The following is a 12464-nucleotide window of genomic DNA, read 5'->3' as shown; positions in this document are numbered from 1 at the left end:
ATGCCCAGCGGGCCGCTTTCCCGTCACCAACTCATTCGTTGGAGTAAACTCTCCATGGCATCAATCGCAAATATCGGGCATTGGATCTCCCGCCCAACCTTTAGACATTGGCGTGGTGATTTTTTTGGGGGGCTAACGGCGGCCATTGTCGCACTCCCCCTTGCCCTTGCCTTTGGGGTTTCTTCCGGAGCCGGGGCGATCGCCGGAATGTATGGGGCCATTTGTACTGGATTTTTTGCCGCGTTGTTTGGGGGAACTCCCGCTCAGATCACGGGACCTACGGGGCCGATGACGGTGGTGATGGCAACGGTTTTTACCGCCGCCGCGAAGACCGCTGATGATCCGGCCACAGGCCTGGCGATCGCCTTCACCGTGGTTATGCTGGGGGGTCTCTTTCAGATCCTTCTAGGCATCCTGCGCCTGGGAAAATACATCACCCTGATTCCCTACACCGTCATTTCTGGGTTTATGTCTGGGATTGGTGTGATCATTATTGTGCTTCAGTTTGGCCCCTTGCTTGGTTATCCCGGCGGCGCCAATATTTTGGGGGCCGTTCAAGAAATTCCCTACGATCTAACCCATCCTTACCTCGGGGCCACGGCCCTGGGCCTTCTGACTTTGGCGATTGTATTTGCTTCACCGGCCCGACTCAATCGTCTGGTCCCCTCTCCCCTCCTTGCTCTGGTCATCTGCACGATTTTATCTCTGTTAATTCCCAATCCTGACTTGGCACGCATTGGTGACATTCCCCAGGGTTTTCCGACCCTCCATTGGCCCTACTTCAGCCTGCCTCTGTTGCGTCAAATGCTCGGTTATGGCGTGATTCTCGGTACCCTAGGCGCCATTGATTCCCTTCTGACCTCTTTAGTTGCGGACAATATCACCCGTACCCAGCACGACTCCGACCAAGAATTAATCGGCCAAGGCATTGGCAATTTTCTCTCCGGCTTTGTGGGAGGACTACCGGGGGCTGGGGCAACGATGCGGACAGTGATCAATGTGCGCTCTGGGGGCAAAAGCAACCTTGCAGGTATGCTCCATGCTTTGGTGTTATTGGTGATTTTACTTGGGGCGGCCCCCCTCACGGCCCCTATCCCCCATGCCGTCTTAGCGGGCATTTTGATTAAGGTGGGCATTGACATTATTGATTGGAGTTTCTTGAAACGGGCCCACAAAATTTCCTGGAAAGCGACGGGATTAATGTATGGTGTTTTATTACTAACCGTCTTTGTCGATTTGATCACGGCGGTGGCAGCGGGGGTTTTTGTGGCGAATCTCCTGACGGTCAAAAGCCTCACAGATTTGCAAATGCAGCGGCTAGAAACCATCACTGCTGGGGCCGATACAAGTACGTTAAATGAGCGCGAACGGGAACTGTTACACCAGGCCCAGGGACACATTATTCTTTTTTGTTTAGGTGGCCCCATGAGCTTTGGGGCGGCTAAAGGGATTGCCCAACGGATGGCCATTGTTGAAAAATACGAGGTTTTGATTTTAGACCTCAGTGAGGTACCCCGGATGGGAGTGACGGCCTCCCTGGCGGTGGAGACGATGATCCGGGATGCCCACGGTCGGGGACGGGAAGTGTTTTTAGTGGGGGCCAGGGGCCAGGTGCGCGATCGCCTGAGGAAATTAGAAGTGTTAAAGTTGCTGCCACCCCGCAATCGTGTAACAAATCGTTTAGATGCCCTCCAACAGGCGATCGCCTTCATTCAGCAGCGAAAAGCTTAGTCCTCTGACCTTTGGGCAACTTCTTCTAGAAACCCCTGTCTATTTAAACGATGAAGCATTGACTCTACTTAACCTTGGTATTACGAAATATCATTGCAGTTTATGTTGTCAAAGGTGCCATTGTTGCTTATGCTCTTCATAGCTTGCCAAAATCAAAATTAGTAACAAACGCGATTCCTGGCGATCGCCTTGTCCACTATAAAGCCTGTAAAGGACCCTAACCCCTGCGCAGAGGCAAGTGGTCGGTCTTATGCCGCTTCCGTTATCCCAACTAGAAGCAGACCAAACTCCCAGGGGGACGCCTGTTCCTTAGTATTTTTAAGACATTAAGCTTGATAAGCGAGGATAAATTAGATGCCTATTGCAGTTGGAATGATTGAAACCCGCGGTTTCCCCGCAGTTGTAGAAGCTGCTGACGCGATGGTAAAAGCCGCCCGTGTAACCCTCGTTGGTTACGAAAAAATCGGTAGTGGCCGCGTTACTGTGATTGTCCGTGGTGATGTTTCTGAAGTCCAAGCCTCCGTTTCCGCTGGCATTGAGAGCGCCAACCGTGTCAATGGTGGTGAAGTGCTTTCTACCCACATCATCGCCCGTCCCCACGAAAACCTCGAATACGTCTTGCCGATTCGCTACACCGAAGAAGTAGAACAATTCAGAACCTATTAACCCTGGGACAGAGGGGCGATCGCCATTCTTTTTTCGGTCACGCATCCTCTGTGATTCCCAGAACCCATTAATTAAAAGCAAGAGGAGAAAAACTCAATGTCTATTGCAGTCGGAATGGTAGAAACCCTCGGTTTCCCCGCAGTTGTAGAAGCTGCTGACGCGATGGTAAAAGCCGCCCGTGTAACCCTCGTTGGTTACGAAAAAATCGGTAGTGGCCGCGTTACTGTGATTGTCCGTGGTGATGTTTCCGAAGTCCAAGCGTCCGTTTCTGCCGGTACTGATAATGTCAGCCGCGTTAACGGTGGCCAAGTGCTTTCTACCCACATCATCGCCCGTCCCCACGAGAACCTCGAATACGTTCTGCCGATCCGGTACACCGAAGCCGTAGAACAGTTTCGTGAAAGCGTGAATCCCCAGCCTCTGAGAAGAGTGTAATTTTTTAATAAAAAAATTTTTAGTTATAAATTTTCATGCAAATTGCCAAAGTACGTGGCACTGTCGTCAGCACCTACAAAGCAGAAAGCCTCCGGGGGATTAAATTTTTGCTCGTTCAATTTATAGATGAACAGGGTCAGCCCCTTCCTAAATATGAAGTGGCAGGAGATCTCGTAGGCGCTGGCGTCAATGAATGGGTTTTGGTCAGTCGTGGTGGTGCTGCCCGTACCGAAACGGGAATGGAGGGAAGACCCCTAGATGCGATGGTCATTGGCATCATTGATACGGTCAACGTCGATAATCGTTCCCTTTACAGCAAGAAAGATGCAGGCTAAATGGTCTGAATCCTTTCCAGCCGGACTACCCAAAGTCAATGCGTGGCTCGTTTGGTAATCTCAAGCAATTTATGGCGGATGGTTAAAAGCTAGCGAGAGAAGCAATCAATGACATTGAGAGGAGGGATTGATTCATGGTAGTCCGCATTACCGCGGCTCCCCCAACACCTTGGTCTAAGGACTTAGCTGAACCAAAGATTCACGAAAGTGCCTATGTGCATTCTTTCTCGAATTTAATTGGTGATGTCACAGTTTGCGAACATGTGCTCATTTCTCCGGGAACGTCTATTCGGGCAGATGAGGGCGCACCTTTCCATATCGGGGCAGCAACCAATATCCAAGATGGCGTTGTGATCCATGGTTTGGAGCAGGGCCGTGTCGTTGGGGCAGATGGCCATGACTATTCTGTCTGGATTGGCGATCGCAGCTGTATTACCCACATGGCCCTTGTCCATGGCCCCGCCTACATTGGCAACGATTGCTTTGTTGGTTTTCGTTCCACGGTGTTTAATGCCCGCATCGGCGATGGTTGTGTCATCATGATGCACGCCCTCGTTCAAGATGTGGACATTCCCCCCGGCAAGTATGTGCCTTCGGGAGCTGTGATTACGAACCAGCAGCAGGTGGAGCGCCTCTCCAATGTGACCGAGGCCGATCGTGCCTTTGCCAAACAGGTGGTGGAAATCAATGAAGCATTACGGGAGGTCTCCCCAGGGGCCACTAATAATGGTTCACGAATTGCTGCCAACCAGCAACCAACCCCCTCTTCTTCTACAAATACAAGCGGTACTAGCGAACATCAATCGGTGGGAAATATGAGTTTAAACGGAGATCTTTACAATCAGGTGCGTGGCCTTGCCGCCCAAGGGTGCACCTTCACCGCAGAATATGCCAACAAGCGGCGCTTCAAAACCAAATCTTGGTTGAGTGCTGGTTTTGTCGAAGGTCATTCTGCCGATCAAATCATTGGTAACTTGAACCGGGTGCTGGCTGATCACGCCGGAGAATATGTCCAGTTAATCGCTGTGGCTCCCAATAGCAAATCAAGGGCGGCAGAAATTGTTGTGCAACGTCCAGGCGATAGTGCCCCAGTCCAAACATCGACAACGGCTAGCTACAGCAACAACGGCAACCGCAGCAACGGCACCAGTGCGGGAAGTCAAGCGGCAGCGGTTGGGGGCGATTTAACGTCTCAGATCCATGCTTTAGCGTCCCAGGGCTGTAGCTTTACCGCTGAACACGCCAATACCCGTCGTTTTAAGACGCAATCTTGGTTGAGCGCCGGTTTTGTCGAAGGTCATTCTGCGGAACAAATCATTGCCAACGTTAATGGCTTGTTGGGTCAATATCCCAATGAGTATGTGCAAGTCATTGCCGTTGACCCCCATAGCAAGTCTCGGGTAGCGGAATTAATCGTCCAGCGTCCTGGGGAAACGGGGACTCTATCTACTAAAGCAACAGCCTCCTCCGCCCGTCGCAGTGGCAACAAGGTGGTTAACACGGCCTCTGGTGGTGATGTGGCAGGGCAAATCGCGGCTCTGGCTTCCCAGGGTTGTAGCTTTACGGCAGAACACGCCAGCACTCGCCGTTTTAAAACCCAGTCTTGGCTAGGGGCAGGCTTTGTTGAGGGTCATTCTGCCAATCAGATTTTGGCAAATATCCAGGCGATCGCCGCCCAGTTCCCCAACGAATATGTCCAGTTAATCGCCGTTGACCCCAACTCCAAAACACGGGCCGCAGAGATCATCATCCAACGCCCTGGCAACAATGCGCCTGTCCAGACAGCAACCGCAACCAGTAGTTTTTCGGGAGGCACGAAAGCAGCCCCAAGCAGCAATGGTTTCGGGGGTCACAGTAGCGGGAGTCTCAGTGGGGACGTGGTTTCTAAAGTCCGTTCGCTTTTGATGCAAGGCTACAAGATTGGAACAGAACACGCCGATAAGCGCCGTTTCCGGGTTAAGTCCTGGAGTAGCTGTGGCACCATTGACAGCACCCAAGAGGCAGAAGTTTTACGTCACCTCGAAGGTTGTCTCCAGGAGCACAGTGGCGAATATGTCCGCATGATTGGTGTCGATGAAGCGGCTAAACGACGGGTGCTTGAGGAAATTATCCAACGCCCCTAGGTTGTGTAACGCGACCACTTCGTTATGGGGGAGAAAACGAATGTCTATCCCCCAACCCTTACCCCACCTGTGATTAATTGAATCACCGTTGACAAAATCATTGTGACTTTCCAGGCAATTACCCATCCAGATATTCAAATTAATGGCGATGTAAGGATTCATCCTCGTGCGGTTATTGCCCCCGGTGTTATTCTGCAAGCAACCGAAGGCAATTATGTGGCGATCGCCGCTGGTGCTTGTATTGGTTCAGGTGCGATTATCCAGGCCCATGGCGGCAACATCGAGATCCATGCCGGCGCGATTATCGGGGCAGGCTGCCTGATCATTGGCCAATGCTCAGTGGGAGAAAATGCCTGCTTAGGCTATGGCTCCACCCTATTTCAAGCGGCGATCGCCGCCGCCGCAATTCTCCCGCCCCAAAGCCTCATTGGCGATCCGTCCCGCCAAGAAACTACCGCTTCTTACCAGACTCAACCGTCAAAACCCGCGAATCAATCGACAAGCCAACCCCTCGATCCTTGGCAGGCAGAGGACACAACCAACCAGACTGCCACAACTTTTTCGCCACCAGGGCGATCGCCCACTAGCAGCGGTAGCCGTCCCAATGTTCAGCCCCCACCAGAAGCAGGATCCTCTCCAACTGAAACACCAAACACCGAAGTGATGCCGACGGTTCCAGAATCAAAGGAATCCCTAGAATCGGGCGAAAAAACACCAGTTGTCGGGCAAGTTTATATCAATCAACTATTAATGACCCTATTCCCTCACCAAAATTCTCTCAATACCCCAAATCCACCAGATAAGCCCTAGCCCCACAAAGCTTTCATGATTTTTTGAATGAAAATTAAATGTTTAAAGTTCTTAAAGGAGATTGTTGAGAAACATAAATACTTAATTCATCTCACCTGAACGCTTTCCCTCTCTAAAGATCCCGACAGAAAACGGTTTTAGCCCAATGTCTCATTAGGTAGCATGGCTGAATTCGAGCGGGATTTTATGGCTTTTTTAGGTATTTTTGTAAGGGCAAAATAGGCCCATCAAACAGCATTAGAAATGCTAATCAGCCCAAAAAACAAAAGCAATCTTTTTTTGTTGCTAAAAGATAAAAATAAGTCGAGGCTGTGGTAACATATCCCACAGATTAAAGAAAGTCATAAGACTTGAATCTTCAGAATTTTAAAAAGCAGTTTTGCCAACGTAAGATTTTTGAAGTTTTCGACCAACGATACCGTTACTGGTATTTGTCTGTTAAAGATAAGCATTTTTGCTGGAGGAAAACCGCATGGTTCAGACCAAATCTGCTGGGTTTAATGCCGGTGTACAGGACTACCGCCTGACTTACTACACCCCCGATTACACCCCGAAAGATACCGACTTACTCGCTTGTTTCCGGATGACTCCCCAACCTGGAGTCCCCCCCGAAGAATGTGCTGCGGCTGTTGCGGCTGAATCTTCTACCGGTACTTGGACCACTGTATGGACCGATGGTTTAACTGACCTCGACCGCTACAAGGGTCGTTGCTACAACGTTGAACCCGTTCCCGGTGAAGACAACCAATATTTCTGTTTCGTTGCTTACCCCCTCGATCTGTTTGAAGAAGGTTCTGTAACCAACGTTTTGACTTCCTTGGTTGGTAACGTATTCGGTTTTAAAGCGCTGCGTGCCCTGCGCCTCGAAGATATCCGCTTCCCCGTTGCGTTAATCAAAACTTACCAAGGGCCTCCCCACGGGATCACTGTAGAGCGTGACCTCCTCAACAAGTATGGTCGTCCTCTCCTCGGTTGTACGATTAAGCCGAAGCTCGGTCTGTCTGCGAAGAACTACGGTCGTGCGGTTTATGAATGTCTCCGTGGTGGTCTTGACTTCACCAAAGATGACGAAAACATCAACTCTCAGCCTTTCATGCGTTGGCGCGATCGCTTCCTGTTCGTTCAAGAAGCTATCGAAAAATCCCAAGCTGAAACCAACGAAGTTAAGGGTCACTACCTCAACGTAACCGCTGGCACTTGCGAAGAAATGCTCAAGCGGGCTGAATTCGCGAAGGAAATCGGCACGCCCATCATCATGCACGACTTCTTAACCGGTGGTTTCACTGCGAACACTACCCTGGCGAAGTGGTGCCGTGACAACGGTGTTCTGCTCCACATTCACCGGGCAATGCACGCGGTAATTGACCGTCAGAAGAACCACGGTATTCACTTCCGGGTTCTCGCCAAGTGTCTCCGCCTCTCTGGTGGTGACCACCTCCACTCCGGTACCGTTGTGGGTAAACTCGAAGGCGATCGCGCCGCAACCCTCGGTTTCGTAGACCTGATGCGTGAAGACTACGTTGAAGAAGATCGTTCTCGCGGTGTATTCTTCACCCAAGACTACGCTTCTCTCCCCGGCACCATGCCTGTGGCTTCCGGTGGTATCCACGTATGGCACATGCCTGCTCTCGTTGAAATCTTCGGCGACGATTCCTGCCTCCAGTTTGGTGGTGGTACCCTCGGTCACCCCTGGGGTAACGCACCTGGTGCAACTGCAAACCGTGTTGCTCTGGAAGCTTGTGTTCAAGCCCGTAACGAAGGTCGCAGCCTGGCCCGTGAAGGTAATGATGTCCTCCGTGAAGCAGGTAAGTGGTCTCCTGAATTGGCAGCCGCCCTCGACCTGTGGAAGGAAATCAAGTTCGAATTCGATACCGTTGACACTCTCTAAGCTCCTGATGAGCATCAGTGGATGGGGAAGTTTGTCAGAATCTACCTATTCACTGATGATTTCCTCCCATGGAGTTTAAAAAAGTTGCGAAGGAAACGGCCATCACTTTGCAAAGCTATTTGACCTACCAAGCGGTGCGTCTGATTAGTCAGCAGCTAAGTGAAACCAATCCTGGACAAGCGATTTGGTTAGGAGAGTTCTCTAAACGTCATCCAATTCAGGAAAGTGATCTTTACCTCGAAGCGATGATGCTAGAAAACAAAGAGCTCGTCCTCAGAATCCTGACAGTGCGAGAAAACCTTGCTGAAGGAGTTCTGGAGTTTTTACCAGAGATGGTCCTCAGCCAAATCAAGCAGTCTAATGGAAACCATCGCCGTTCTTTATTAGAGCGTTTAACTCAAGTTGATTCTTCATCAACTGATCAGACTGAACCTGACCCTGGTGAGTCTGATACTTCAGAAGATTCTGAATAAACTTTGATCCGATAAAGAGGACATAAATCAATGAAAACTTTACCTAAAGAAAAGCGTTACGAAACTCTTTCTTACTTGCCCCCCCTCAGCGACCAGCAAATCGCTCGCCAAGTCCAGTACATGATGGATCAAGGCTATATTCCTGGTATCGAGTTCGAAAAAGATCCGACTCCCGAACTTCACCACTGGACACTGTGGAAGCTGCCCCTTTTCAACGCAAGCTCTGCTCAAGAAGTACTCAACGAAGTGCGTGAGTGCCGTAGTGAATATTCTGACTGCTATATCCGTGTTGTTGGTTTCGACAACATCAAGCAGTGCCAAACCGTTAGCTTCATCGTTTACAAGCCCAACCAAACCCGTTACTAAGGTTTTGTCGGTTTTTGTGACCTGAATTTAATTTGAATCATGCGGAATGCGATCGCCTTAGGACGGTCGCATTTTTTTGTTTAAAATTGTCAGAATACACCACGAAAATTCTGTTGTAGAGGTTTACCATGGTAGACCCCTACCAAAATGATTATGGCGATAAAATTCGAGGGGAATTTTTAAGATGAAAAAACGCGTGACTCTGACATTTCCCCAGGACACGGTGCAAATGCCCGTCACCTATCGCTTGGCAAAGGATTTTAATATTGCGGCGAATATCATCCGCGCCCAGGTCGCTCCAAACCAGGTGGGCAAGTTGGTGGTGGAACTCCAGGGGGATATTGATGCCATTGAGATAGCCTTAGAATGGATGAAAGGCAAGGGGATTTTAGTTTCCCTCGCGAGCAAAGAAATTGTGATTAACGAAGATATTTGCGTGGATTGTGGTCTCTGTACGGGGGTTTGTCCGACGGGGGCATTGTCACTAGATCCCCAAACGTTTCGACTAAAATTTACCCGCCAAAAATGTGTGGTTTGTGAACAGTGTTTACCCGCTTGTCCGGTGCAGGCGATCGCCACGAATTTTTAAGGTATCTTCCCCAAAAAAGTGCTGTTAGCGGTGATGAAATCAACCCAAAGATTGCAATTGCTAATCAGAGTAATTACAAATTCTGTTAGAAAATATATTTAAAGGTAGAAACCATTGTGTTTTAAGCTTTTTGGGTCTGTTTTGAGCAATTGAGAAGATTATCCTAGGCCAGAGCATCCCTTAGGATATTGTGAGGAATTCCTAACTTTTTAATTCTTCATGAAAAAACAGGCCAACGTTCAGCGTCACACAGAGCCCGCAGATCAGAATTTGCGGCTAAAAAGTCATGGCAATTTATTTTATTTATTGGCTGTGGCGGCGGGCTTGATTTTTTTACAGGGTTACATGATTGCGCCTTTAATTCCCCGTTTATCGGAGATTTTTGGCGTTTCTGTCCAGGAAATTGGCTTTATTGTGCCGATTTATATGCTGTCCTACGCTGTAATGGCTCTTTTTTATGGCATTCTCTCGGATCGTTTTGGTCGTTGGGCGATTATCCGAGTCGCGCTGATTATTTTTGTAATTTGTACCGGGTTAACAGCGACATCCCAAAATCTGTCCCAATTAGCTACTTGGCGACTATTAACGGGCATTGGGGCCAGTGGCATTATTCCAATGACCTTTGCTCTAATTGGAGATCTATTTCCCTTTGAGCGTCGGGGCGCAATGTTGGGTTTAATCTTTGCGGCAATGGAAGGGGGGATGGCTGCGGGTTCTGCTGGGGGCGCAATCCTAGAGCCGTTTATTGGCTGGCGGACTTTGTTTATCGGCACGGCGATCGCCGCTGGTTTAGTGCTGTGGCGACTGCAACCCTATGGTGCACTGTTTGACGAAGCCCCCCAGGAATCTCCTCCTTCGATCCAGCAAATCTTCCGGGGATACTGGCAGGTACTCCGTAGCTTTCGGGGCCAGCGCACCTATGCCTATGTCCTGTGGAATGGGATTTACCATGCAGGGGTCTTTACTTGGTTGGGCCTTTATCTCTCGGAACGGTTTGCAATGAGTCCCTTGAATATTGGTTTAACCATTTTGGGTTATGGGGTGCCGGGCCTATTGTTGAGTGCTTGGATTGGGAAAGCGGTGGATCGTTGGGGAAGACGCTGGTTAGTGCCGGCAGGTCTGGTGATGGCGGCCCTGTCGGGTCTGGTGATGATCTTACCGATTACCCCTTGGATGACAACGGTGGCCGTGGTCATTTTGTCCATCGGCTATGATTTGACCCAACCGCTTTTTGTGGGTATTGTCACGGACTTGGGGGACGACGACAATCTCGGTCAAACCATGGGTCTCAAGGTTTTTACTCTCTTTACGGGGTTTGGGATCGGTAGTTTGCTATTCGGAAAGCTGCTCACCTGGGGCTTTGCCTGGGCCTTGGGGATTTTTGGCGGGTTCCAGTTGCTAGCGGGGATCTTCGCCTTGAGGTTTTTTTGGTGGGAAGTACCTTGGCGGCGATCGCCCCAGTAAGGGAATAATATCGCGCCTTGAATGCTGCTTTGAAAAGACTACTTTTTAGCTGATCACCTGAACCAAGCAATCAGCCTTGATTTTTTAACAAATTACCGGATTTATTCCAAAAGCCACATAAAAATATCTTCGACCGTTAACTGGATTGCCTGGGCAAAAGATGGCATAGCAATTTGCTGAGTTGGCCCATCAAAAACCAATGTTTGCTGTTTGGGTTGATATACAAAAATTGTTCTTTCGGCAGGATCAATTAACCACCCCATCTCAGTGCCATGATCGAGACAGTGCAAGATATTTTTCGTGACTTTCGTTTGACTTTGATCCGGCGATAGAATTTCAATTGTCCAATCAGGAGCAAGCTGGAAAGCATTAGCAATCTCACCATTTTCATCCCGTACAATTCTTGCCCAAGTAAACACAGAAATATCAGGGACTGTAGAGCGATCGCCAAAGGTGCAGCGCAGTTCAGAAAAGGCTCTTGCTATTTTTGAAGATCTCAACTTCAAGTTAATTGTTGAGGCCAACTCTGTTTGAATGGAACTATGCTTTCCTTGGGGCATTGGTTTTTGGATGATTTGGCCATTGATATACTCCCCCGCTGGTTTTGTTTCGGGTAATGAGAGGAATTCTGGGAGCGTTAATTGTTTTAAGGGAGTTTGAACCATCTCAAGATCTCCTGAAGAATATAGACCAAACGCGGTAAATTGAGCCCATGGGAATTTATGCTTTTGGTTTCGTGGCCTGGAGTAGACCATAGCGAATTAAACCCCGCCGAAAACCGCTTTTCATCAAGTCTAAGGCCAATGCCCCTTGCAGGGTTTGCCAGCCAGCTTTGAGAATGCCAAAAACTGCTTCTGGGGTGAGGGCAGAATCGATCACTTGATCCCAGAAGGGGGCCACGGCGGTAGACCAATCTGCTGTCTCGATATTTTCTAAACCACATTCGGTGGCGATCGCCTGATAATCTGGCAACGAAATCACATAGGGCAAGCAGTAAACCCGATACAGATCTTCAAGGTGCTTTTGTTCATCCGGGGTCAGGGTGCCCGCCACCGAATCCGTTGGTCGATGACACCAAGTCGCCATTAATAACTTGCCACCCGGCTTGAGCACCCTTGTGCATTCCTGGAGAAACTGCCGCTTGTTGGGCATATGTTCGCCACTTTCGAGGGTCCAGACGAGGTCAAATTCCCCATCCCGAAAGGGCATATTTAGCGCATCGGCCACTTTAAACTCAACCTGATCCTGTAAATTCTGTTCCGTCGCCCTGGCGATCGCCCGATTGGCCTGTACCGGAGAGAGGGTAATCCCAACGCCCTGCGCATTAAACTTATCAGCCAAATAAAGGGTACTGCCGCCAATACCACAGCCCACATCGACAAAATTTCCAACTTGTTCAACTTTGCCCCAGGCCAGAAATTCTTCAATTAATTCAATTTGTGCCTGCCGACGATTGAGCCGTTCTGTGCCCCCTAGACCATAGAAACCATGGTGCATATGTTCACCCCAGATCGATTCCCAGAGGGGACTAGACGCATCATAAAATTCGCGGATTTGCTGATACAGTTGCGCTCCCATAAACCT

13 protein-coding genes are annotated in these 12464 nt (G+C 49.5%); 11 read left to right on the top strand and 2 right to left on the bottom strand.

Annotation, left to right across the window (positions count from 1 at the left end; all coding sequences use genetic code 11):
- Positions 1 to 54 precede the first annotated feature (54 nt).
- The 11 genes from AWQ22_RS09310 to AWQ22_RS09260 all read left to right on the top strand — a co-directional run bounded on the left by AWQ22_RS09310 (position 55) and on the right by AWQ22_RS09260 (position 10880).
- Entirely contained in the window at positions 55 to 1731 is a 1677-nt protein-coding gene (locus AWQ22_RS09310; RefSeq protein ID WP_065711694.1) for a SulP family inorganic anion transporter, read from the top strand.
- Between the two features lie 354 nt (positions 1732 to 2085).
- A complete protein-coding gene (locus tag AWQ22_RS09305; RefSeq protein ID WP_012307414.1) occupies positions 2086 to 2397 on the top strand; it encodes a carbon dioxide-concentrating mechanism protein CcmK in 312 nt (103 codons plus the stop codon).
- Between the two features lie 96 nt (positions 2398 to 2493).
- A complete protein-coding gene (locus tag AWQ22_RS09300; RefSeq protein WP_012307413.1) occupies positions 2494 to 2832 on the top strand; it encodes a carbon dioxide-concentrating mechanism protein CcmK in 339 nt (112 codons plus the stop codon).
- Between the two features lie 35 nt (positions 2833 to 2867).
- Complete coding sequence (locus AWQ22_RS09295; protein WP_012307412.1) at positions 2868 to 3167, top strand: EutN/CcmL family microcompartment protein; 300 nt, start codon at positions 2868 to 2870, stop codon at positions 3165 to 3167.
- Positions 3168 to 3301: 134 nt separating this feature from the next.
- Entirely contained in the window at positions 3302 to 5290 is a 1989-nt protein-coding gene (locus AWQ22_RS09290; RefSeq protein ID WP_065710913.1) for a ribulose bisphosphate carboxylase small subunit, read from the top strand.
- Between the two features lie 102 nt (positions 5291 to 5392).
- A complete protein-coding gene (locus AWQ22_RS09285) occupies positions 5393 to 6100 on the top strand; it encodes a hypothetical protein (protein WP_198166481.1) in 708 nt (235 codons plus the stop codon).
- Between the two features lie 472 nt (positions 6101 to 6572).
- The gene (locus AWQ22_RS09280) at positions 6573 to 7988 is read left to right on the top strand and encodes a form I ribulose bisphosphate carboxylase large subunit (RefSeq protein ID WP_012307409.1); all 1416 of its coding nucleotides are present in this window, start codon (positions 6573 to 6575) and stop codon (positions 7986 to 7988) included.
- Between the two features lie 68 nt (positions 7989 to 8056).
- Positions 8057 to 8461 (top strand): chaperonin family protein RbcX, encoded by a 405-nt coding sequence (locus AWQ22_RS09275; protein ID WP_065710911.1) that lies wholly within the window; start codon positions 8057 to 8059, stop codon positions 8459 to 8461.
- Positions 8462 to 8491: 30 nt separating this feature from the next.
- Positions 8492 to 8827, top strand: a complete 336-nt coding sequence (locus tag AWQ22_RS09270; RefSeq protein ID WP_012307407.1) for a ribulose bisphosphate carboxylase small subunit — start codon at positions 8492 to 8494, stop codon at positions 8825 to 8827.
- Between the two features lie 184 nt (positions 8828 to 9011).
- Complete coding sequence (locus AWQ22_RS09265) at positions 9012 to 9416, top strand: NIL domain-containing protein (RefSeq protein ID WP_065710910.1); 405 nt, start codon at positions 9012 to 9014, stop codon at positions 9414 to 9416.
- A gap of 219 nt (positions 9417 to 9635) precedes the next feature.
- A complete protein-coding gene (locus AWQ22_RS09260) occupies positions 9636 to 10880 on the top strand; it encodes an MFS transporter (protein ID WP_065710909.1) in 1245 nt (414 codons plus the stop codon).
- A gap of 101 nt (positions 10881 to 10981) precedes the next feature.
- On the opposite strand, the gene AWQ22_RS09255 is transcribed toward AWQ22_RS09260, so the two are convergent.
- Together AWQ22_RS09255 and AWQ22_RS09250 are read right to left on the bottom strand one after the other, a co-directional pair.
- Entirely contained in the window at positions 10982 to 11545 is a 564-nt protein-coding gene (locus tag AWQ22_RS09255; protein ID WP_065710908.1) for a Uma2 family endonuclease, read from the bottom strand.
- A 55-nt stretch (positions 11546 to 11600) separates the two neighbouring features.
- Positions 11601 to 12458 carry a methyltransferase domain-containing protein gene (locus AWQ22_RS09250; protein WP_030006354.1) on the bottom strand — a complete coding sequence of 286 codons (858 nt, stop codon included), beginning with the start codon at positions 12456 to 12458 and terminating at the stop codon, positions 11601 to 11603.
- Positions 12459 to 12464 lie beyond the last annotated feature (6 nt).

Source organism: Picosynechococcus sp. PCC 7117, from assembly GCF_001693275.1.
Lineage (GTDB): Bacteria > Cyanobacteriota > Cyanobacteriia > Cyanobacteriales > MRBY01 > MRBY01.
The sequence above is the reverse complement of the archived record's forward strand: the minus strand, read 5'-3'. Positions and strand labels throughout refer to the sequence as shown.

Coding starts and splice junctions, on each gene's coding strand:
- AWQ22_RS09310 (WP_065711694.1), top strand. CDS start 55: ATGGCATCAATCGCAAATATCGGGCATTGGATCTCCCGCCCAACCTTT.
- AWQ22_RS09305 (WP_012307414.1), top strand. CDS start 2,086: ATGCCTATTGCAGTTGGAATGATTGAAACCCGCGGTTTCCCCGCAGTT.
- AWQ22_RS09300 (WP_012307413.1), top strand. CDS start 2,494: ATGTCTATTGCAGTCGGAATGGTAGAAACCCTCGGTTTCCCCGCAGTT.
- AWQ22_RS09295 (WP_012307412.1), top strand. CDS start 2,868: ATGCAAATTGCCAAAGTACGTGGCACTGTCGTCAGCACCTACAAAGCA.
- AWQ22_RS09290 (WP_065710913.1), top strand. CDS start 3,302: ATGGTAGTCCGCATTACCGCGGCTCCCCCAACACCTTGGTCTAAGGAC.
- AWQ22_RS09280 (WP_012307409.1), top strand. CDS start 6,573: ATGGTTCAGACCAAATCTGCTGGGTTTAATGCCGGTGTACAGGACTAC.
- AWQ22_RS09275 (WP_065710911.1), top strand. CDS start 8,057: ATGGAGTTTAAAAAAGTTGCGAAGGAAACGGCCATCACTTTGCAAAGC.
- AWQ22_RS09270 (WP_012307407.1), top strand. CDS start 8,492: ATGAAAACTTTACCTAAAGAAAAGCGTTACGAAACTCTTTCTTACTTG.
- AWQ22_RS09265 (WP_065710910.1), top strand. CDS start 9,012: ATGAAAAAACGCGTGACTCTGACATTTCCCCAGGACACGGTGCAAATG.
- AWQ22_RS09260 (WP_065710909.1), top strand. CDS start 9,636: ATGAAAAAACAGGCCAACGTTCAGCGTCACACAGAGCCCGCAGATCAG.
- AWQ22_RS09255 (WP_065710908.1), bottom strand. CDS start 11,545: ATGGTTCAAACTCCCTTAAAACAATTAACGCTCCCAGAATTCCTCTCA.
- AWQ22_RS09250 (WP_030006354.1), bottom strand. CDS start 12,458: ATGGGAGCGCAACTGTATCAGCAAATCCGCGAATTTTATGATGCGTCT.